The organism is Snodgrassella sp. (genome assembly GCF_024103505.1).
Taxonomy (GTDB): domain Bacteria; phylum Pseudomonadota; class Gammaproteobacteria; order Burkholderiales; family Neisseriaceae; genus Snodgrassella; species Snodgrassella communis.
The window spans coordinates 110,663-132,462 of the sequence record NZ_JAGGIJ010000002.1 but is presented as its reverse complement, the minus strand read 5'-3'; the positions used below and the strand labels follow the sequence as shown (position 1 = coordinate 132,462).

Genomic DNA, 21,800 nt, shown 5'->3' with positions numbered 1-21,800 from the left:
CTTAAATCTGTGATTGCGGTTGCAACCACTGCTGTAACAGCAATGGATTATCAATGCTTAACAGTGCGGTATCAGTTATTGCAGCCTGTGCCAGCAAAGTTGTCTGTCGCAACAGACCGTCGCGGATAAAATGTATTCGCACTGTTTCGCCAACATGAACACGCGCCCACTGTTTATCAAAATCAGTAATGATTTCATCATTTAGGGCAATAAACTGATCACCAGCACACATACCGGCATTTTCGGCACTGCCCTGATTAAATACCTGTTGTAGGCTGATGCCGAATGCTGCCGATTGAAAACGGGCACCCAGATCTGCGCAAGCCTGTTCGCTGGCGGGGATATGTTCAACATAAGCACCACCATGCTGGCGTGGCAAGGCCGCCCAGTGTAACTGTACCCCAGCTTGTTGCAACTGTTCAGCCAGAGGTAAATCAGCGGTAGTCATAATATATTGCTGATAAACCTCGGTTAAATCTATACCAGTGGCCTGTTGAGCGATTTCTAGCCATTCATTTTCGGCCAGACCCATGCCTCGCTCACGCCAGTCGTGATACAGAGCACGCATAATATCGTCCAGATTTTTCTGTTGTCCGGTTTGCTGGCGTATATAGTGATCCAGACACATGGCTGCCAGTGCACCTTTCTGGTAATAGCTGACAATAGCATTGGCACTGTTTTCATTCTGTTTATAGTATTTGGTCCACGCAGTGAAACTGGAATCGGCCAGACTTTGTTTCAGCCGGCCTGCACCTTGTTGTACCCGAGTTATGGTTTTGGCTAGCAGTTGCAGATATTGAACCGGAGTAATCACGCCACTGCGTACCAGAAACCAGTCATCATAATAAGAGGTAATACCCTCAAATGCCCATAGCAGACGGGTATATGCTTCGGTATTCAGCTCACTGCTGGCAAAGGCGGATGGAATAATAGATTTCACATTCCATGCATGAAAATATTCATGACTGAATAATCCCAATAAAGTGATATAGGCATCGCTGTTTTTGCCATCTGTTTGTGGCAGATCATGCCGGTCTGCCATGAGTGCCGAAGATGATCTGTGCTCCAGTCCGCCATAAATGCCGTTTCCGACAAATAATAAAAAGCTGTATCGCTCAAATGGTGCCGGTGCGGCAAACATGGCTATTTCACAGGCACATATTCTGGCCACATCATCTATCAGACGTTGCTGGTCAAACGGCGAGAAGTGTCCGCTGATGATAATTTCGTGTTCAATACCACCGGCTGTAAATGGCAGGCGCAGCAGATGGCCCATTTCTACCGGATAATCAATCAGGGCACGATAATTACTGGCCTGATAAACTTGTGTCTTTGATGTTGCTGGCATGGTGGTGGCGATGTCCCAGTTTTCCGGCAAGCCGGTAATACTTAACTGGCACACTTCCTGCTGGCGCTGGTTATGGCGTAAAAACAGGCAGGCACCATCAAAGAAGCCTCGTTCAGTACTTAAAAATGCGCCACGCACCGAAGTATCAAAAGCGTAAACCAGATAGCTGATTTCCCAATTACCAGCCTGTCCGTTGCAAACCCAAGTATTTTTATTGACTTGTTCGGCTGCTACTGGTGTATTGTTGCAACTGGCAGATAACGTAACAATGTGGCGGGCAAAATCACGAATCATATAACTGCCGGGTAACCAGTTGGGTAAACTCAGGCTGAAATCCTGATTATCAAGCTGTGTAAAACGAAGACGTACGTGCCACAAATGCTGGGTTAGAGAGTGAGATTGCAAATGATAATTAAGCATAATTTGTGCCTTAATGAAGCGGGCAGGACGGATCAGCGTTTTATCTGTTAGAGCATTAAAGTTATTGGCTTGTATAGCCAGATCCGCGATGATTGTCGTTTGTTTGGCTGGCTGAGGCTTAATAGTTTTATCTTATTCCGGTTAGCCGGAATGTGTACAGGCTGCCTGAATAGCCCGATGGATTCAGACAGCCTGTACATGCTGGCAGCAAGCTTAGGCTAACGGCGTAACTTCCATACCAAACATGGCACGGGCGGTATTGAGCATCTGGCAGCTAAAGCCCCACTCATTGTCATACCATGCCAGCACTTTTACCATATTGCCATTGGTGACTTTGGTTAAAGTACTATCAAAAATCGATGCCTGAGGCATATGATTGAAATCGGTAGAAACCAGAGGCAAAGTATTGTAGCCTAGGATATGCTGCATACTGCCTTCACTGGCGGCTTTAACAATTGCATTCACTTCTTCTACGCTTGTATCGCGCGCTGCTTCAAAGGTCAGATCAACCAGTGAAACATTGATTGTAGGTACGCGTACCGAAAAACCATCAAATTTTCCCTGTAATTCTGGCAATACCAGTCCCACCGCCTTAGCTGCACCGGTTTTGGTTGGAATCAGGTTTTCCACTGCACTGCGGGCGCGGCGCAAATCTTTATGGCGCACATCCGTCAGCACCTGATCATTGGTAAACGCATGAATGGTAGTCATCAGACCTTTTACCATACCCAGTCCATCATTAATTGCTTTTGCGACTGGTGCCAGACAGTTGGTTGTGCAGGAGCCGTTAGATATCACAGTCATTTCCGGTGTCAATACCTGATGATTCACACCATATACCACCGTAGCATCCACATCGGCGCCGCCAGGCGCAGAAATCAGAACCTTTTTCGCACCACTGTGTAAATGAACACTGGCTTTTTCTTTGCTGGTAAATGCACCGGTACATTCCAGTACCAGATCAACACCTAATTCACCCCAAGGCAGTTCTGCCGGATTGCGGGTAGCGAAAAAGCGGATACGATCGCCGTTAATGATTAAAGCATCTTCATCGCATGAAACATCTGCGGCAAAACGGCCATGAACGGTATCGAACTTTGTCAGATGAGCACTGGTTTCCAGTGAACCGCTGGCATTTACCGCGACAATTTCAAACTGGTTGCGCAGGTTATAGTCATAAATTGCACGCAATACCTGACGGCCAATACGGCCATAACCATTAATGGCAACTTTTAACGTCATGCTTATTCCTTTTCAAATCAACAAAACCGGTCAGGTGAATTTTGGGTAAAAGCGCTAAATGTTTTAAATTACACAAAAAACACCATGTATTATTATAGCGGAATCAGCTTGGTTCTACATCTGCTTTAACGTATTCCGGTTTCAGCAGCGGGTATGGTCAGCATCTGCTGAAAAGCCTGCGCCATGCTGTTTATATCCAGCCAGCCCATAGTGCTGAATATGAACAGCAGCATACCTCCTGCCAGACTGGTAACGATAAAATAGATAATATAAGCCAAAGCTACTTTGAAAATATTTTGCTGGCTGATGCGTACAAAGCCAAACGCCTGCACCACCATTGTCCATATCAGCCACAAAGATCCCGGCATGGCTAATGCCTGTGGCCAGTACAGCATCGCTATCGTTGGCAGTATCAATGCCTCAGTAACCAGTACATAACCGTACCATTGCCCCGGCTGCTTGTTGTAGTAGCCTAAAATGACCTGCATTGTCTTGCTCAGGATACCCCAGCGCAACACCGTTAATGCCAGAATAAAAACAGTTATGCCAGTCTGTTGTCCCAAAAGCTGGGACATATTAGCCATATTGATCAGACCCAGTGCCAGCAAAACCGGTACTATGATCAACAAAGAGTAATGATAATGCGTTTTTGGATAAAAGCGCAGGCGCAGGGCAGCCCATGCGTCCAGAAAAAATTGATACATTAAATTAATACCACAATAGATTGTTAAAAAACCAAGACAGCTACTTCACTAATACTGCCAGCTCTCCTGTGACGCTTGGTGATACAGCGTTCCGGAGTTTTGCCGGTGCTTGCAGAGTAATCTGTGATTCAGTATTGCTACCTTATTCAACTGCAACATAACAATATACGGGTTAAACGCCGATATAGGGTTTCTGCCTGCAGTTCAATACACAGCATTATTGTCTCATTTTGTGTTGAGATAGTATCAGAGCTGCTGTGTATCGTGAATTTCTGCGGCTTGCAGTGTATTTTCCATTAAGGTAGCAATAGTCATGGGTCCAACTCCGCCCGGTACCGGCGTAATCATTGCCGCACGCTCTTTGGCTACGGCAAACTCTACATCACCGCATAACTGCCCGTTTTCCAGCCGGTTAATTCCCACGTCTATGACCACAGCACCGGGTTTAATCCATTCACCTTTAACAAATTCAGGAATACCAACACCTACTACCACAATATCGGCGGCAGCAACTTCCTGCGCCAGATTCTGAGTAGCACTATGGCAAACTGTTACCGTTGCCCGAGCCAGTAGCAATTCTAATGCCTGCGGCCGGCCGACAATATTTGAAGCCCCAACCACGACGGCTTTTTTTCCGGTTATTTCAACCTGATAAGCGTCCAGTAATGTCATCACCCCTTTAGGCGTACATGGGCGCATTAACGGCATTTTGACAGCCAAACGGCCTAGATTATACGGATGAAAACCATCAACATCTTTGTGTGGCACAATCCGCTCCAGTACCTGCTGTCCATCAATGTGTGCCGGTAGAGGTAATTGCACCAGAATACCGTCAACGCCGCTGTCGGCATTCATCTCGTCAATCAGTGCCAGTAACTCAGCTTCACTGGTCTGCACTGGCAGCTCGTAGCTGCGTGATTCAAATCCGATGGTTTCACAGGCGCGCTTTTTATTGCGTACATATACTGCACTAGCCGGATCTTCGCCTACCAGCACCACGGCCAGGCAGGGACGGCGTAGCTGGTTGTCTAACCGCTGTTGTACGCGCACAGCCAGATTTTGTAGAATTTGTTGGGAAATTTTTTTACCATCAATGAGTTGTGCCGTCATCAGAATATTCCAGAATAGAAAGGAAAAATTATGCTGCTAGCCAGCAGCCAGTAACTAAATATTCAGAAAAATAGTATTGTCGCATTTTTTTGCGGCTGTTTCATCTGCTTTTATCTACTGCCACCAACATAAATTGGCAATAATTCAAAAATATGGCAAAAAAATCTGCTTTACCTCTTGACGATGGTGTTTTAGAGCTGTATAGTTCGCCTCTCTCGTCGGGGTGTAGCGCAGCCTGGTTAGCGCATCTGCTTTGGGAGCAGAGGGTCGTGAGTTCGAATCCCACCACCCCGACCATATCGACTGAATCCTTGTCCGGATAGATTTGAGAGTACGCGCCCGTAGCTCAACCGGATAGAGCACCGGCCTTCTAAGCCGGGGGTTACAGGTTCGATTCCTGTCGGGCGCACCAAATTTGTAAAAGTTTTTATGGTGGCTGTAGCTCAGTTGGTAGAGCCCTGGATTGTGATTCCAGTTGTCGTGGGTTCGAGCCCCATCAGCCACCCCACTATAAAAAGCCCGAGCCATATGCTTGGGCTTTTAGTTTTTGTGCATCATCCTTTTATAATCCGGTATCGCTTGCTACACTTGCTAACTTTTACACCTTATCATAATAGTTGCTTATAAAACTGCTATCCCGCTATGAATAAAACTGCAACTGAATTGCCCCTATTAACCATAGCCTTGTGTGCCGGAGAAGCATCCGGCGATTTACTGGGTGCTCATCTGATGAATGCCATTCGTGCGCATTATCCTCATGTACAGTTTGTTGGTATTGGCGGACCACGTATGCAGGCTGCGGGAATACAGAGCCTGTATGATCAGGAAAAACTGGCAGTACGCGGTTTTGTTGAAGTCGTAAAAAAATTACCGGAAATTGTTGCCATTCGTCGCGGTTTGATTCAAGCGCTGAAAAAAATCCGTCCACAGGTATTTGTAGGCATTGATGCGCCGGATTTTAATCTAGGTGTTGCAGAAAGCTTAAAACATGCCGGTATTGCCACCGTACATTATGTTAGCCCATCTGTATGGGCATGGCGACGCAAGCGGGTAAAAAAAATTGTTAAACAGGTAGACGAAGTATTGTGTCTGTTTCCGATGGAGCCTGAACTATATCAGCAGGCTGGTGGTCGTGCCCGCTTCGTTGGTCATCCCCTTGCCCAGACTTTGCCATTGGTTGTCGACCGAGAGGCGAAGCGGCGGCAACTGAAATTGCCAGAACGAGTACCGGTATTTGTTTTAATGCCCGGCAGCCGCGTAAGTGAAATCGACTTTATGGCGCCGCTGTTTCTACAAGCCGCAGAAATTATTCATCAGCGTTATCCGCAGGCACAGTTTTTGCTGCCACTGGCAACAGCAGCAACACGGCAGCGGATGCAGACAATACTGGCTCAGCCAGTCTGGCAAAAATTGCCAGTGCGCTTAATGTCTGCCCATGCGGAAATGGCGTGTCAGGCAGCTGATGTGGCTCTGGTTACCAGTGGTACGGCGACATTGGAAGTGGCTTTATGTCAGTGTCCGATGGTAATCAGTTATAAAATTTCGCCCTTAACTTATATTTATGTCAAACATAAAATTAAGGTTCCGCATGTCGGTCTGCCAAATATCCTATTAGACAGAGGTGTGGTGCCCGAATTGCTACAGGGTAACGCTACAGCGCAAAAATTGGCGCAAGCAGTGATTCACTGGTATGAATCGCCACAGGAAGTACAAAACTTGCAGGCCGATTTTTCAACATTGCATCAGCAGTTACGTTTAAATACGGATGAACTGGCTGCACAGGCGGTCTTGCAACATGCAACAGGGCAGATATAAACATGGATTTTGCTATATTATCCAGTCATGCCGGTGTAGACGAAGCTGGGCGCGGGCCTTTAGTGGGCAGTGTCTATGCAGCAGCAGTTATTTTGCCGGCAGATTATGATTTACCCGGTCTCACTGATTCAAAAAAGCTATCTGAAAAGAAACGTGATGCACTGGCGTTATTGATTAAGCAGCAGGCAACGGCCTGGTCTGTGGCGGCAGCGGATGTAGCCGAAATTCATCAATATAATATTCTGTTTGCAACCATGCGTGCCATGACTCGGGCAGTAGCGGGCTTGCCTATCAAGCCGACTAAAGTCTGGATAGATGGTAATCGTATACCAGCTGATTTGTCTTTGCCGGCAGAGGCCGTAGTCAAAGGTGATCTTAAAATAGCTGCTATTTCTGCTGCTTCCATTCTGGCTAAAACAGCACGGGATGCGGAAATGTATGCACTGGATCAGCGCTATCCCCAGTATGGTTTCGCCCAGCATAAAGGTTATGGTACAGCTGCACATCTGGCTGCTCTACAGCAATTTGGCGTATTACCGCAGCATCGTCAGGATTTTGCACCAGTAAAAGCATTACTTGCACAGGGAAAAAAATTTATTTGATATTATCAACCTGTGAATTTAAAACAGCTTTTCTAAATTCACAAGCTGACAGTAAAAATTATTTGCTACTAAATAATTTCCTATTTGGATAGTTATGTTCTAACTACTGTATTTTTCTGCAAATTTCTCATCAGATGTGCATAAATAAACAATGAATTCAATAAATGCAATAAAACTTGGAATACATGTCCAACAGAAAACTAGGTACAATAAGCCTTGTAGATTTCGATTTAAGTAAAATTTATGTATCCCTAAACCGCCAAGAAAAAAAGCAAGTAAGGCGGCAACAATACGACTTTTTGTACAAGCATTATTTTTTACTACTGCACCGCAATGAGGACAGCTTTTTGCTGTTTCGTGTATTTCTTTACCACAACCATGACAATAAATCATTACGTCTCCCATTTAATTATTTAAGCAACGTACTTACGTACCAGCTCATATTGTTGAGCACAGTCAAATATTTATTAATATTTTTGCGTATGCGGCATTTATATAAGCCGGAAAATATTATCAGAAATTTTAAAATTATCAAGAAACAAAATAATTTTTTGTGTTTTGATAACGCAAATTTCATCATCAGGCCAAAAGACAGCAAATAATCTCAGGATTATTACTTATGGCCAAGGGTAAAAGATACTGAAGTTATATTAAATGCATTAACCAATTAGTATATCAACGATTAATGAAATTAAAATTATATTTTGTGTGTTCACCTAGGTAAATTTCTTAATGATTTATATTTATGTGGATAAGCTCAATAAAATTCACCATACAAATATATTATTAAGTTTTTAATAATCATTGATGAAATGGAAATTACTTATAACTAATACATGCAATATTTTTTATGATATAAAACGTACAGACATACAAGTAGTATTGACACTATTTTAGTACTATAAAATAAAAAACGCTTTCTATTCAGAAAGCGTTTTGGCTGTTATCTATTCAGATCAGTCAACAAACTGCTTTTTAATCCGTTCTCGCCGCTCTTGTGCTTCAACTGACAGAGTAGCAGTAGGGCGTGCCAGCAACCGTTTCAGACCGATAGGTTCGCCTGTGTCCTGACAAAAGCCATAATCACCTTCATCCAACTGGCGCAAAGAAGCCTGAATCTTGCTCAACAGCTTACGTTCCCGATCACGGGTACGCAGCTCCAGTGCATATTCTTCTTCCAGTGTAGCGCGGTCTGCCGGGTCTGGTGTAGTTGCCTGTTCCTGCAAATGACCGGCGGTGTTGTTTGCATTGTGAATCAGTTCATCCTGAAGTTTCAACAGCAAATCACGGAAGAAAGTTTGATGTTCTTCATTCATATACTCCTCTTCAGGGCCATTCCAGGCTTGGATATCTTGTTCTGTGAGTTTAGCCATTTTACAGTCTTTCTTTTGCATAGCTCGATTAAGCAATTAGCTCAGGAATTGACAGCTTAATCTGTTTTTAAACACAACAGATGCTTGCTGTCATGCTGTTAAAAAAGTTCGGGCATGATAGCATGTTTTTATATTCTATTCGTAATTTTGCATTCGACAACATTATCCGCTAATCAGCCAGTATGAGATTTTGCTACTCAGCTGTGGTAACCACCATTGCAGACAAAGCCATAACACGAGCAGAATAACTGTCGCAGAAAAATCATATTTACCTACTTGCAGAAAGGCAAACGGGCGGGTTAGTGGCTTGTAAATGCGTTGCAAGGTAAGCAGTAATACAGAATAAGGTTTGCTCAGACTTAAAAACATCTGTATTACCAGCCCGATAAACAGTGCATAGCACAGTGCTTTCAGGGAGAACAAGATACAGAATAACAAACTGGCGCTAATAACACGTGCATCCGGCTGTATCCATGTAAAGGCAATAAACAGATTGAGTACAGTAGTCAGATAATAAATGATGATAGTAGCCAGAATACAGGCAACATCCCATTGTCCCAGTGGTGGTATGATTCTACGCAAAGGACGTATCAGCCAGTTGGTACTGCGCACACAAAACTGGGCTAAGGGATGCAGAAAAGGTAATTTACCCCATTGTAATAAAACCCGTGCCCAGCATATGATGGCCAGAGCACTGGCTAATAAAAATAATGTTTTACTAATCACACAATACCTTAAGGAACCAGTTGTTTTTGCATTTCTTCTGCCCGCGCCACGCTGGCAGCCACACCATCAATCACTACCTGAGTCAGCTGCTGTTGATCAAAGACTGAGGTAGCTGCAAATGTGGTACCACCTTTAGAAGTCACATTTTTTTGTAGCTGTACAAACTCAGTACCAGACTGTTCTGCCAGCGATACCGCACCTTTGAATGTGCCCAAACTTAACTGATATGCTTCATCTGTGCTGAAACCCTGTTGTATGGCAGCCTGTTGGAGCGCATTAAGAAAATAGAAAACATAGGCCGGGCCACTGCCACTGATACCGGCAATCCGATTAATGCCACTTTCTTCTTCCAGCCATACCACATCACCCGTAGTGCGCATAATATTTTCAGCGACAGCCTTGTCTGCTGCCTCTATATTTGCCGGTGCGAATAAACCGGAAATACCCAGACCAATCTGGCACGGAGTATTGGGCATAATCCGGATAATACGCTGATGATTATTCAGAAACTGGCGCAGAATATCTACAGTTAATCCAGCGGCAATGCTTAGTACCAATGCCCCATTGATTTTAATACCGGTGGTAGCTTGCTGCATATCCTGGGGCTTAACCGCCAGCACCAAGACATCAGTCGCAGACAGTTCAGGTAGTTTGTCACTGCTGTGTACCTGATAACAACGACTCAAATGCTCGCGCTTCTCCTGATTACGGTCAATGACTACTATATCATAGCCACCTTGCTTGCTCATGCCGGCGACAATGGCAGATGTCATATTGCCTCCGCCCAGAAAATAAACGCTCATATAATTTTCCTTTTTTATTAAAATTGAACAGTTCAATCAATCATACCGCTACCAGTCAGATAAACTGAATCAATATTAATTTTACAATAACTATTATTTGTTGATGACAGACATACGAAATAAACCATGACGCCAGCTCATCAAGTGTCGCTGCTAGCGTCGATTGATATTAGTTGAAGTTGATTGAATCAATTATCTTAACTCTACTGTAAATAACTAAATTTACTGGAATAAATACAAATGTTGTGTTAATAATAGGTTTTATTTTAATAAATAAAAGATAATTAAGGATATTTATGTTAACCATAAAATCAATAGCCCGCATAACTGGCCACAGTATTCTCATGATATTAATAGCAGGTATATTAGATGCTTGCAATACGTTGCCCTCAGAGCGTCAACCGCAAAACATAACGATAGAAAATGCACAAGCTCCAGCTTCAATCGCAGATTATGGTTCCAGAAAAGGATTTAAAGGAGGTAAGAGTTTTGGTGGATTAGTGACTATGAAGGCTGGGTATGAGGCTACTAATTATATATATAGTAGTATTCAGCCAGATACTGCACAATACAAAAATTATTCAGATAATCCGATAAAACAGGTGGTTGCTGAGCCGGTTAGTACTTTCAGTCTGGATATGGATACTGCCAGCTATGCAAATAGCAGACGATTTATATCTGCAGGAAGAATGCCGCATCCGGATGCAGTACGAGTAGAAGAGTTTATTAATTATTTTCCAGAAGCCTCCAATGAAAAATTAATACCACTATCCGACTCCCCGTTTGCTGCAACTTATGAATTGGCACCCAGCCCATGGAATACAGATAAAGTTTTATTAAGGTTAAATATAAAAGCAAATGATGTCAGGATGGATCAATTGCCACCATCAAATCTGGTGTTTCTGATAGATACATCTGGCTCTATGTATGGTCCAGACAGATTGGATTTATTGAAACAATCATTAAAATTATTGGTAAACAGACTGCGCCCAGTCGATAAAGTTTCCATTGTCACCTATGCAGGCGAAGCCGGCGTTGCTTTAGAACCGACATCAGGCCACAATAAAGCCAAAATTCTGGCTGTTATTGATAAACTTGAGGCCAGAGGCAGCACTGCTGGCGGAGAAGGACTCAAACTGGCTTATAAACTGGCAGAAAGTAGCCAAATAAATGGCGGGATTAATCGGATATTATTGGCTACTGATGGTGATTTTAATGTTGGTATTAATAGCACTGAAGAGTTAAAAGCATTTGTGACCGCAGAAAAAGAAAAAGGGATAACCTTGTCCACATTAGGTTTTGGTGATGATAATTTAAACGATGCCATGATGGTACAGATTGCTGATGCAGGTAATGGAAATTACAGCTATATTGATACCCTGAAAGAAGCACAAAAAGTGTTGCAGCAGGAAATGAGCGCCACCTTAGTAACTGTGGCTAAAGATGCCAAAGCGCAAATAGAATTCAATCCACAGCAAGTACTGGAGTATCGTCAGATCGGCTATGAAAAACGGCAGTTAAAACAGGAAGACTTCAATAACGACAAGGTAGATGCTGGCGATATTGGTGCCGGTAAAAAAGTGACTGTCCTGTATGAGCTAACACTAGCAAATGGTAGACCAAGTATTGATCCATTGCGTTATCAGGTAAATAAAACAACTGTACCGATTACCTCAAAGAGTGACGAAATCGCTTTCTTTAAATTACGCTGGAAAGCACCACAGGATAAAAAAAGCAAACTGGTTTCTCTACCTATAAAAAAGAAAGCGCTGGTTAGCTCTTTTGAACAAGCCGGAATAGAAACGCGTTTTATAGCTGCGGTGGCTGCATATGGGCAAAAGTTACGTCATAACCCTGAATTGTCTCAAACATCTTACCAGCAGATAATCAGCTGGGCGAACCATGCCAAAGGTAAAGATCCGCAAGGCTATCGCAGTAAATTTGTACAATTAGTCAAAAAAACAGCGACTCTGGAAGATAAGAAGAAATAGAGTATATTTCAAAGTAAATATCCAAACTATACTGCAACCATCAGGTTGCATACAGCAATAACATCATTTTGCAATGGTTATGCTTATTTACCTATAAAAGTGAACGGGAATCATTGGATTAGCTGAAATCAGACCAAAAGCCATCTTTAAAGTTGGCTTTTTTGTTTTGAATTTCCTTTAAATAACCTTTGTCTTCTCAGGTTTTTCGGGATTTTATTCAGGCAGCTGATGTGCATCTGACCAGCCCGCGAGCGCGGCCGACCTGGCTACCTGCTTTGCTGTCGATTGACCATGCACTGGTACGGCAACCAGATAAAATAGTGGTGACGGGGAGCTATCACTGGTATGGCTCCGACCATAAAGCGATATGGATTAATTATATGCCATGACAGCGTACACTCAGAAAAAAATAAACACGTATCTCAGAATTGGTACATGGTACTGTAACCAGTATATTTAAATACTGAAAAGAATTCCCCGATCTGAAAATGCATGCACAGCTTATCTCATGAAACCTTATTTAGATTTACAGCCATAATATATACAATGATTTGCCGGATAAGTGCTGCTCAGGTGTACTTATAAAAATAACTTATAAAGTACCATCTGCATAGTGTATGAGATAGAGATGGACGAATTGTGTTGCCATTAGTGTGAAAAGCAAGATTCCGGTTTAGACTATTTACAGGTAATGATTTATCTCAGCCAGTATAATCTGCGTATAATCAGTTTCATTTGGCATGTTTGGTTAGTTAGCTAATTATTTTTAAAGATGACAACCTGATTTATTGGGTTATAAAATGGCATTATTATGAAAAATATACTATCAATTCAGTCTCATGTGGTTTTTGGTCATGCCGGTAACAGTGCTACTGTGTTTCCTATTCGCCGTTTAGGTGTCAATGTCTGGCCATTGAATACGGTACAGTTCTCCAATCATACCCAATACCGGCAATGGAAAGGTACAGTTATGCCGGCTGCGCATCTGCTGGATATTGTTGATGGTATCGCTGCCATTGATGAGCTTAAGAATTGTGATGCAGTACTGAGTGGCTATATGGGTTCTGCTGAGCAGGGCAATGCCATTATTGATATTGTCAGAAAAGTGAAACAGGCTAATCCCTCAGCAATATATTTTTGTGATCCGGTTATGGGGCATCCTGAAAAAGGTTGTATTGTTGCTGAAGGCGTGGCTGAATTTTTGTGTGACACTGCATTGCCACTGAGCGATATGATCGCTCCAAATCTGTATGAGCTGGAAGAATTAAACCACAGACAGCGCATTAATAATGTAGAGGAGGCAGTTGCTGCCTGTCGCGCTTTATGTAATAAAGGGCTGAAAGCGGTGCTGGTGAAACATTTGAGTCGCGCCGGTTATCAGTCTGATCGCTTTGAAATGTTGCTGGTTACTCATGAATCAGCTTGGCATATTCACCGGCCGCTGGTCGATTTTGGCGAACGCCAACCTGTGGGAGTGGGAGATATGACGAGCGGGATTTTTCTGGCCGATTATCTGTCTGGTAAATCCTTACTTGAAGCGTTTGAGCATACTACCGCAGCAGTGTATGGTGTAATGCTGGAAACTTTAAAACGCCAGCAGTATGAGTTGCAGGTGGTTGCTGCACAGAATGAAATTGCTCAGCCTACCCATCAGTTTAAAGCTGAAAAAATAGCCTGATTTATTGGTACGCTTTACCAATGTTCGCTATTGCAATTGTATTGCCGGTAAGAAATTTTTACCGGCATAATTTTTTCTCATTAAGTGTTTTTAATTAATTATTTCCTGTTTCTGCATAATTGCGCTGGCCAAAAATGGCACTTCCTACCCGTACATGAGTAGCGCCACAGGCAATAGCAGTATTTAAATCTGCACTCATTCCCATAGACAGCACATCAACCGCAAATCCGCCCTCACGTAGCTGTTGTAATAAAGTTTGCATCTGATTAAACTGTTGTCTTAGCTCAATGTCTGTGCTGTTTGCTTTAGCCACGCACATCAAGCCACGCAGTTTCAGCCGCGGCAAAGTACTGATGGTTGTGGCCAGTGCCAGTAACTCGGCGCTGTCTGTGCTGATACCATGCTTATTGGCTTCTGCAGCAATATTAACTTCGATGCACACATTTAACGGTGTTAAATGTTCTGGGCGCTGTTCATGCAGGCGTCGGGCAATTTTTTCACGGTCAATGGTATGTACCCATTGTGCCCGTTCTGCCACAATACGGCTTTTATTTGACTGGATATGACCAATCATGTGCCAGACAATATCCAAATCGGCCAGGAAACTGGTTTTTTCGCTGAATTCCTGAATGTAGTTTTCACCAAAATCACGCTGGCCGGCCTGATACAGAGTAGCGATATCATTGACCGGAAAGGTTTTACTGACCGCGATTAGCTGTACAGGTTGGGATGCCGCAATTTGCTGACGCACACTGGTAATGTCTGCCAGTACCTGCTGCCAGTGTCTAATTAAAAAATCTGCATTGTTCATATTGAGTGAAAATTTTCAGTTTTTTTGATTTAATCAGGCTGTCTTTGTAAAAATTTTATCAGAGTGACAAATATTTTCATTTTAAAGAGACGCCAACTTGATTAGAATAAGAATAATATTTCTGCCCGCATGACGCGGGCAAGCATAACGGAGTAAATATGCAGCTAACAGATTTATTGGCCTTTGGCGTTAAAAATAAAGCTTCCGACTTGCATCTGAGTGCTGGTCTGCCTCCCATGATACGCGTTAATGGGGATATTCGCCGTATTAATCTGCCTGAACAGAGTGCAGAAGAAGTAGGCAAAATGATTGCTTCTATTATGAACGATTACCAGCGCAAGGACTATCAGCAAAATCTCGAGACTGACTTTTCATTCGAATTGCCCAATGTGTCGCGGTTTCGTGTCAATGCTTTTAATACCGAGCGTGGCCCAGCAGCCGTTATGCGTACCATTCCCAGTAAAGTTCTTACCCTTGAGGAGCTCAAGGCGCCAGCGATTTTTCAGAAAATAGCAGAAAAGCCGCGTGGACTGGTGCTGGTAACCGGTCCTACCGGTTCCGGTAAATCAACCACACTGGCCGCAATGATTGATTTTATCAACAATAATGATGCCGGCCATATTCTAACAATTGAAGACCCGATTGAGTTTGTACACCAAAGTAAAAAATCATTGATTAATCAACGCGAATTGCATCAGCATACACATAGTTTTGCCAATGCCCTGCGTTCAGCCCTGCGTGAAGACCCGGATGTGATTCTAGTAGGGGAAATGCGTGACCCGGAAACCATTGGCTTGGCTTTAACTGCTGCTGAAACCGGCCACCTTGTATTTGGTACTTTGCATACCACCGGAGCGGCCAAAACAATTGACCGTATTGTGGACGTATTCCCGGCTGGTGAAAAAGAAATGGTTCGCTCCATGTTGTCAGAAAGCTTGCAGGCAGTAATTTCTCAGACTCTACTGAAAACCAAGGATGGCAATGGTCGTGTGGCAGCCCATGAAATTATGACTAGTACGCCGGCAGTGCGTAATCTGATCCGTGAGAATAAAATCGCCCAGATTAATTCTACTTTGCAGACCGGGCAGAAATTCGGAATGCAGACACTGGATCAGTGTTTGCAGCAACTATTGCGTGAGGGTCGCATCAGTTTGGATGTTGCTCGTTCCAAGGCTTCGAATCCAGACCAGTTGGTAGGATAATTATCTATCGTTTTTACTCAGGAAAGTGTTTTGTTATGGGGATGCAGAAAGACTCCACCAAAGAGTCCGGTTTATCTGATTTACTTGCGGATATGGTTAACCATTATCAACATCCTGCCGCAGACACAGCGACGGCTACCTTGACTTCCGGCGCAGAAACGACACCAGTTGTTTCCACTGTTGCAGCGGAGCAACCGGTGTCACTGGCCACATCAGAAACCGCAACAACAGTATCAGCTGCTGAAAAGAAATCGAAACCTGCTTTGTATACCCCTGAAATCAATAAACCAGAAAAAGACAGAAACACGATGACCGAATCTCATATGACAGATATCAGAACAGGTGCTCCTGCCAGTACACAGTCTCCTATTGCTCATGAGCGGGAAACCATCCATATTCATCCGGTTTTGGAAAAAATGGCTGCTGAAGCTGTGCGTCTGAATGCAGCAGATATTTTTATCAGCCCCGGCTTTCCGCCATCTTGGAAAATTGATGGCAAAATTACGCCGGCACCAACCAAGCCTTTAACCGCCGAAGAAACTGCTAAAATTGCCATGTCAACCATGACAATGGCTCAACGTCAGCGATTTATGGCAGAACTAGACCTAAACTACTCCATAATTGCCAAAAATGGCGTGCGTTTCAGGGTTAATGCCTATCATGAGCAAAGTCGGGTTGGCTTGGTGTTACGCCGGATTACCACCGATATTCCAACTACCCAAAGCCTTTTTCTGCCACCAGTGCTGGATGAACTGGTAATGAGAAAACGTGGTCTGATTATTCTGGCCGGTCCTACCGGTAGCGGCAAATCTACCACTATGGCTGCCATGCTCAACCATCGCAATGCTCATTCTGCCGGCCATATTCTGACCATTGAAGATCCGATTGAATATGTTCACAAACCCAAGAAAAGCATTATTACTCACCGTGAAATAGGTGTGGATACTCTGAGTTGGGACAATGCCATGCAAAGCGCCTTGCGTGAGGCTCCTGATGTTGTATGTGTGGGAGAGGTGCGCAGTGATGAAAGTATGGAGTACGCGTTGAAACTGGCGCAAACCGGTCACCTCTGTTTCTTTACCCTGCATGCCAGTAGTGCCAATCAGGCCATTGAGCGAATTATGAATTTCTATCCCGAAGACCAGCATAGACAGGTGTTGATGGATCTGGCACTAAATATGGTATGTATCATCGGCCAGCGTCTGGCCGTGAAAAAGGATGGAAAAGGCCGTCGCGCCGTGATTGACCTGTTAATTAATACAGCCACAGTTCAGGACTATATCTACAAAGGCCAATTAATGCAGATAAAAGAACTGATGGCCAAAGCAGGTAATGATGGTATGCAAACTTTCGATCAGTGTCTGTTCCAGCTATATGCTGATGGTATCATTGATTTTGAAGAAGCATTACGCCAAGCTGATTCACCTAACGATTTACGCTTGCGGATTAATCTGTACGAACAAGGTGAAAAGGGCGCAGCAATCTTTAATACAGGGTCGGAATTAAATCTGGTTTAGACTGATGTAAATCCTTTAATTTGTCATTTCCCTTATCATTCAGGCAAAGCAACCGGCTTTGCCTGTTGTATTATAGGCTGCATAGCAATCCAGCCCATCAACTGTATTATGGAATAATAAATAACCATGAAAGCCATGATTCTTGCTGCCGGACGCGGTGAACGTATGCGCCCGCTTACCGATACCAGTCCCAAACCATTGCTGAATGTCGGCGGAATACCGTTAATCGGCCATCACTTACAGCGCTTACAGGCCGCAGGTTTTCGCGATATTGTGATTAACCACGCTTGGTTAGGGCAGCAAATTGAAGCTACTCTGGGCACAGGAAGTACCTACGGAGTGAATATTTGTTATTCCGCGGAAGAAAAAGGTGGTCTGGAAACTGCTGGAGGGATTGCCACAGCCTTACCCTTACTTGGACATAAACCATTTCTGGTTATCAACGGCGATGTATTAACCGATATTGATTTTGCACAAGCCTTAAAGATTGGTGCAAGAATAGAGCAAACAGGTAAACTGGCGCATTTATGGCTGGTTGATAACCCAGAGCACCATCCTGATGGGGATTTTAGCCTCACTCAGACAGGGGACGTAACCATAGAACAACCTCATAATCCAACATTAACCTTTAGTGGTATTGGCGTATATCATCCGGTCTTGTTTAACAATATTCCCCCTCACACCCGAGCCAAACTGGCACCTTTATTGCGTACCGCCATGCAGAAAAATCAGATTAGTGGCGAATATCATACCGGTTACTGGCTGGACGTCGGGACAATAGAAAGGTTACATCTGGCCAATCAATGGGTTAATAAAAATCGTGGCGAATAACTAACACATATGACCAATATACAGTAACATTATTTATTCAACTGGCGAAATCCGCTTTTACAGAGTATTTGATTTTCCTACCCGTATCAATTCTATTTCTATTTTTCCGTAATTAAGCAGTAGTATAAGCATGCAAACACAGCAGTCTGAGCAAACCACAATCCGTATCTTAGGTATCGATCCCGGAAGTCGTGTTACCGGCTTCGGAGTGATTGATGTAATCGGCCGCCAGCACATCTATGTTGCCTCTGGCTGTATTAAAACCACTGTGGGTGCTACGCTGGCTGAGCGTATTCGAGTGATTGTACATAACCTACGAGAAGTTATTGCTACCTATCAGCCAACACAAACTGCTATCGAACAGGTATTTGTCAATGTTAATCCGGCAGCCACGCTGGTATTGGGACAGGCTCGTGGCGCAGCAATAGCAGCATTAACGTTGGACGAATTACCAGTGTTTGAATACACTGCATTGCAAGTGAAACAGGCAGTAGTGGGTAAAGGTAAAGCAGCTAAAGAGCAAGTACAGCATATGGTAGTACAAATGCTGTCCCTGTCTGGTACACCACAGGCAGATGCTGCGGATGCGCTGGCTGTTGCACTAACTCATGCATTACGCAATTATAGTCTGGCCTCCAGAATTCAGCAGGGGCTAACCATTAAATCCGGCCGCTTCCGTTAAGTGCCATGAGCCAGACAACATCCCGCTTTTTTAAGGTGGTTAGTCTGGGCATTAAGCAAAATTAATCATCCTGCCTTACCTCTTCCCATAGAAAGCCAAGGCAATAGCCAATAATCAACCCCAATTTCTGTATGCTTTAAATTTATAAAGCAGTAGGTGGCAGATAAATTGTAAATTCATTAATTGGTTGAAGCAGCACACTGTATGGGTGCTGCTGCTCATCTTCATTAACCAGTTCCATTCGACTTAACAGGCCAAATTGCGCCGATTCAAGTTTGGCTGGTCGCACATCCAGACGATCATGCCAAACTCGGTAAGTACCCAATTTACCATTGCGGCGGTAGTAAAAACCTGCCAGCGGGTGAGTGAGATAAACCAGTGCTGTTTCACTGTCAGGAAAACCCTGAAAATGAAATTCCTGATCAGGTTGCTGGCTTAATTGTACCTGAGCGGGCGCCCAATTTGCCTGTGTATGCATTTCATAGCGTCGGTAGCAGCCAGAATGCGGATCAAAGTCACAATTAAAACTGATTTTGCCCGGATGCCACGGTAGCTTCCATACATGGCGCGGTACCATAATAGTCCACGAATCCAGCGTTGTACCCAAAAACCAGACACAACGTTCTCCAGTAGTGGTATCAATGATGTAAATCCGATAATTAGTTTGTCCCATAGTGAAAACAGGAAAAGGATAAACTGCCGAGGTAAAATCCACGTCCATAAATGGTACTACTGATAACAAACCCTTTTCCTGACCATCAATCATGACACTATCTAGCTGGAAACGTGGCGGAAATAATCCAGCAAACTTATGTGCATCAACCGCATAAGTAATAATGGCAAAATGTTTTAACTTACAGTCCACATCAATTCCAGAAGGAGTCGGACGTGGATGCAGAAAATCCTTGAATTTAAGTGATGCTAGCATATATGTACCTTTGATTCTTATCCCGAAAGTCTAAACAGCATCAAACCACACTAATGTTCGCCTGATTAAGTATACATACTAATTTTACAAAAACAAGAATAAATTTATATATATTTTCCAAATTAATAATAACTAGCACACAAAAGTATTAATTTATATATCGAATAAAAGAGATTCTAAATTTTATTTAAAAATAAAGAAAAATTAATAATTTAATTAAAAACTATATTTAATATAAATAATATTTCGTCACTACATTTAAATAATCAATTGTTCTATAAACTTACTTTTGTCATAATTAATAAAATATATAATGTAAAGATAATGTAGATGAATGAGCAAGAGCGCTACGCATGGATTGAGCTGGCTTTAACTCCATATATCGGCAGTAAAACATTTCTGCGCCTACTGAATCATTTTGGTTCAGCACAAACCATACTGTCTGCAAGTATTGCTGAAATCAAACCTTTTCTGCATCGCGTGCAGGCCAGCCGGTATTGGCGTAGTGACGAGGCCAGACAGGCAGCAGAAGCCGCTTTAAAATGGGAGCAATCCCACGCCGATGCCCGACTATTATTACTGACCGACAATGATTATCCGGTACTGCTAACTGAAGGACTAACACCACCGCCATTATTATTTATCCGTGGTAACAGTTCATGTCTGCATCAGCCATCACTGGCCATAGTTGGCAGCCGTCATGCAACACCACAGGCAATGCGCATCGCCCGTGATTTTGCCAAAGCACTAGCACAAAAGGGAATTGCCGTTATCTCTGGAATGGCTGATGGTATTGATACTGCTGCCCATCAGGGGGCATTGTTGGGTACAGGGAACACCATTGCTGTCTGGGGTACCGGAATTGACCGTGTGTATCCGGCACGCAACAAGGCACTGGCTGCACAGATTGCCGCACATGGCTGTATTATTTCTGAATTTCCGTTAGGTACCCGTTCGCTGGCCGAGAATTTTCCCCGCCGCAATCGCTTGATTGCGGCACTTAGTCAAGGTACGCTAGTAGTAGAGGCTGCAACTGAATCAGGTTCATTAATCACCGCACGTCTAGCAGGTGAAATGGGACGGGAAGTCATGGCGATACCGGGATCAATTGATAATCCCTTAAGTAAAGGCTGTCACGCACTGATCAAACAGGGCGCCAGACTGGTAGAAAATCTGGCAGATATTCTGCAAGAATGTCCTCTGCTCTTGCAAAAAACGCATTTGCAATCATATAGCAGCCAATCTGTCCAACCAGAATCCCAAATCAGTATGCCATCCTCCAGCATCGGTAATCCTGAAGATTTATCATTAGCCAGTGCACCTGTATCTGCACTTAGCCCGATCGAACAGCAGATTCTGGCCGGACTGGGTTACAGTGTAGTTCACCCAGATACACTGATTACAACACTTGGCATGACAGCAACAGATGTGTATGCTCATCTTATGGCACTGGAACTTGGTGGCTGGATTACTGCCCTGCCGGGCGGCTGTTACCAACGCATTAAATCTTGAAAGGAAAGCAAATGATTGATGTAATAGCGTTTTTGATTGAGCACTTTCAAGACGTTGATGCATTCCCTCCTCGTAAAGATCTGGGTGCATTGCTGGAAGAAGTAGGTTTCAATGATGAAGAAATTGGCGACGCATTATCCTGTCTGGATTATTTGCGTTTTGAACCAGTGATTCCGGCAGAAATATTACGCAGTAGTACAGGAATACGCATTTACAATACTGAAGAACTGGATACACTACCACTGGATGTGCGTGGTCTGATACATTTTCTGGAACAGAATGGTGCACTTAAGCCAGAGCAGCGAGAATTTGTACTCAACGCCCTGATGAACTTACCCTATGAAGACATCACGGTAGACCATGCTAAAGTGTTAGCTTTATTGGTATTATGGGCACACCGTTCAGAATTACCGGTACTGATCGGCGATGAACTAATGGCTGCACTCAACGGTGAGGCCATCATGCAGTAAAATACTGACAGCGATACATTATTGAAAGCTTTCAG

General features: G+C 43.6%; 21 protein-coding genes and 3 tRNA genes. 14 read left to right on the top strand and 10 right to left on the bottom strand.

The features are described 5' to 3' along the window. Position 1: 1 nt before the first annotated feature. From J6578_RS03450 to folD, 4 genes are all read right to left on the bottom strand, one after another. Positions 2-1,768: a M61 family metallopeptidase gene (locus J6578_RS03450; protein WP_287953901.1), complete on the bottom strand. Its 1,767-nt coding sequence runs from the start codon at positions 1,766-1,768 to the stop codon at positions 2-4. A gap of 213 nt (positions 1,769-1,981) precedes the next feature. Next, entirely contained in the window at positions 1,982-3,010 is a 1,029-nt protein-coding gene (gap, locus tag J6578_RS03445; RefSeq protein ID WP_239352219.1) for a type I glyceraldehyde-3-phosphate dehydrogenase, read from the bottom strand. Positions 3,011-3,135: 125 nt separating this feature from the next. Next, positions 3,136-3,714 carry a hypothetical protein gene (locus tag J6578_RS03440; RefSeq protein WP_100121060.1) on the bottom strand — a complete coding sequence of 193 codons (579 nt, stop codon included), beginning with the start codon at positions 3,712-3,714 and terminating at the stop codon, positions 3,136-3,138. Between the two features lie 246 nt (positions 3,715-3,960). Next, a complete protein-coding gene (gene folD, locus J6578_RS03435; protein ID WP_100150851.1) occupies positions 3,961-4,824 on the bottom strand; it encodes a bifunctional methylenetetrahydrofolate dehydrogenase/methenyltetrahydrofolate cyclohydrolase FolD in 864 nt (287 codons plus the stop codon). A gap of 219 nt (positions 4,825-5,043) precedes the next feature. On the opposite strand from folD, the gene J6578_RS03430 reads away from it, so the two are divergent. The 5 genes from J6578_RS03430 to rnhB all read left to right on the top strand — a co-directional run bounded on the left by J6578_RS03430 (position 5,044) and on the right by rnhB (position 7,241). Then, positions 5,044-5,121 (top strand) — tRNA-Pro (locus J6578_RS03430). Between the two features lie 38 nt (positions 5,122-5,159). Next, positions 5,160-5,236, top strand: a tRNA-Arg gene (locus J6578_RS03425). Positions 5,237-5,256: 20 nt separating this feature from the next. Then, a tRNA-His gene (locus tag J6578_RS03420) sits at positions 5,257-5,332 on the top strand. Positions 5,333-5,466: 134 nt separating this feature from the next. Beyond that, positions 5,467-6,639: a lipid-A-disaccharide synthase gene (gene lpxB / locus J6578_RS03415; protein WP_287953900.1), complete on the top strand. Its 1,173-nt coding sequence runs from the start codon at positions 5,467-5,469 to the stop codon at positions 6,637-6,639. 2 nt (positions 6,640-6,641) lie between these two features. Next, on the top strand, positions 6,642-7,241 hold the full coding sequence (gene rnhB / locus J6578_RS03410) for a ribonuclease HII (protein ID WP_239363790.1): 600 nt from the start codon (positions 6,642-6,644) through the stop codon (positions 7,239-7,241). A 99-nt stretch (positions 7,242-7,340) separates the two neighbouring features. On the opposite strand, the gene J6578_RS03405 is transcribed toward rnhB, so the two are convergent. From J6578_RS03405 to proC, 4 genes are all read right to left on the bottom strand, one after another. Further along, positions 7,341-7,634, bottom strand: coding sequence for a TM2 domain-containing protein (locus J6578_RS03405; RefSeq protein ID WP_239363792.1), 294 nt, complete (start codon positions 7,632-7,634; stop codon positions 7,341-7,343). Positions 7,635-8,197: 563 nt separating this feature from the next. Continuing rightward, positions 8,198-8,614: an RNA polymerase-binding protein DksA gene (gene dksA, locus J6578_RS03400; RefSeq protein ID WP_037407116.1), complete on the bottom strand. Its 417-nt coding sequence runs from the start codon at positions 8,612-8,614 to the stop codon at positions 8,198-8,200. Positions 8,615-8,776: 162 nt separating this feature from the next. Next, complete coding sequence (locus J6578_RS03395; RefSeq protein ID WP_037406863.1) at positions 8,777-9,340, bottom strand: YggT family protein; 564 nt, start codon at positions 9,338-9,340, stop codon at positions 8,777-8,779. An 8-nt stretch (positions 9,341-9,348) separates the two neighbouring features. Then, positions 9,349-10,143, bottom strand: a complete 795-nt coding sequence (gene proC, locus J6578_RS03390) for a pyrroline-5-carboxylate reductase (RefSeq protein WP_287953899.1) — start codon at positions 10,141-10,143, stop codon at positions 9,349-9,351. 296 nt (positions 10,144-10,439) lie between these two features. Between proC and J6578_RS03385 the strand changes: the two genes are divergently transcribed. The 3 genes from J6578_RS03385 (at position 10,440) to pdxY (ending at position 13,812) form a co-directional block, all read left to right on the top strand. Continuing rightward, entirely contained in the window at positions 10,440-12,134 is a 1,695-nt protein-coding gene (locus J6578_RS03385; RefSeq protein ID WP_287953898.1) for a vWA domain-containing protein, read from the top strand. A 188-nt stretch (positions 12,135-12,322) separates the two neighbouring features. Then, on the top strand, positions 12,323-12,523 hold the full coding sequence (locus J6578_RS03380) for a hypothetical protein (RefSeq protein ID WP_093092681.1): 201 nt from the start codon (positions 12,323-12,325) through the stop codon (positions 12,521-12,523). Positions 12,524-12,945: 422 nt separating this feature from the next. After that, entirely contained in the window at positions 12,946-13,812 is an 867-nt protein-coding gene (gene pdxY, locus J6578_RS03375) for a pyridoxal kinase PdxY (protein WP_239428138.1), read from the top strand. A 94-nt stretch (positions 13,813-13,906) separates the two neighbouring features. On the opposite strand, the gene J6578_RS03370 is transcribed toward pdxY, so the two are convergent. Beyond that, on the bottom strand, positions 13,907-14,623 hold the full coding sequence (locus tag J6578_RS03370) for a YggS family pyridoxal phosphate-dependent enzyme (protein WP_287953897.1): 717 nt from the start codon (positions 14,621-14,623) through the stop codon (positions 13,907-13,909). A gap of 158 nt (positions 14,624-14,781) precedes the next feature. Here J6578_RS03370 and J6578_RS03365 point away from each other — a divergent pair, with 158 nt between their 5' ends. The 4 genes from J6578_RS03365 (at position 14,782) to ruvC (ending at position 18,855) form a co-directional block, all read left to right on the top strand. Further along, positions 14,782-15,825, top strand: a complete 1,044-nt coding sequence (locus J6578_RS03365; protein ID WP_093092685.1) for a type IV pilus twitching motility protein PilT — start codon at positions 14,782-14,784, stop codon at positions 15,823-15,825. A 35-nt stretch (positions 15,826-15,860) separates the two neighbouring features. Then, positions 15,861-17,342 (top strand): PilT/PilU family type 4a pilus ATPase, encoded by a 1,482-nt coding sequence (locus tag J6578_RS03360; RefSeq protein WP_287952245.1) that lies wholly within the window; start codon positions 15,861-15,863, stop codon positions 17,340-17,342. A 126-nt stretch (positions 17,343-17,468) separates the two neighbouring features. Next, complete coding sequence (murU, locus tag J6578_RS03355) at positions 17,469-18,173, top strand: N-acetylmuramate alpha-1-phosphate uridylyltransferase MurU (RefSeq protein WP_287953896.1); 705 nt, start codon at positions 17,469-17,471, stop codon at positions 18,171-18,173. Positions 18,174-18,303: 130 nt separating this feature from the next. Further along, the gene (ruvC, locus tag J6578_RS03350) at positions 18,304-18,855 is read left to right on the top strand and encodes a crossover junction endodeoxyribonuclease RuvC (RefSeq protein ID WP_037490993.1); all 552 of its coding nucleotides are present in this window, start codon (positions 18,304-18,306) and stop codon (positions 18,853-18,855) included. A 142-nt stretch (positions 18,856-18,997) separates the two neighbouring features. Here ruvC and J6578_RS03345 read toward each other — a convergent pair whose 3' ends face one another. Beyond that, positions 18,998-19,783 (bottom strand): YqjF family protein, encoded by a 786-nt coding sequence (locus J6578_RS03345; protein ID WP_093092687.1) that lies wholly within the window; start codon positions 19,781-19,783, stop codon positions 18,998-19,000. A 330-nt stretch (positions 19,784-20,113) separates the two neighbouring features. Here J6578_RS03345 and dprA point away from each other — a divergent pair, with 330 nt between their 5' ends. Next, positions 20,114-21,295, top strand: a complete 1,182-nt coding sequence (gene dprA / locus J6578_RS03340) for a DNA-processing protein DprA (protein ID WP_287953895.1) — start codon at positions 20,114-20,116, stop codon at positions 21,293-21,295. A gap of 11 nt (positions 21,296-21,306) precedes the next feature. After that, complete coding sequence (locus J6578_RS03335) at positions 21,307-21,765, top strand: Smg family protein (RefSeq protein ID WP_037490987.1); 459 nt, start codon at positions 21,307-21,309, stop codon at positions 21,763-21,765. Positions 21,766-21,800 lie beyond the last annotated feature (35 nt).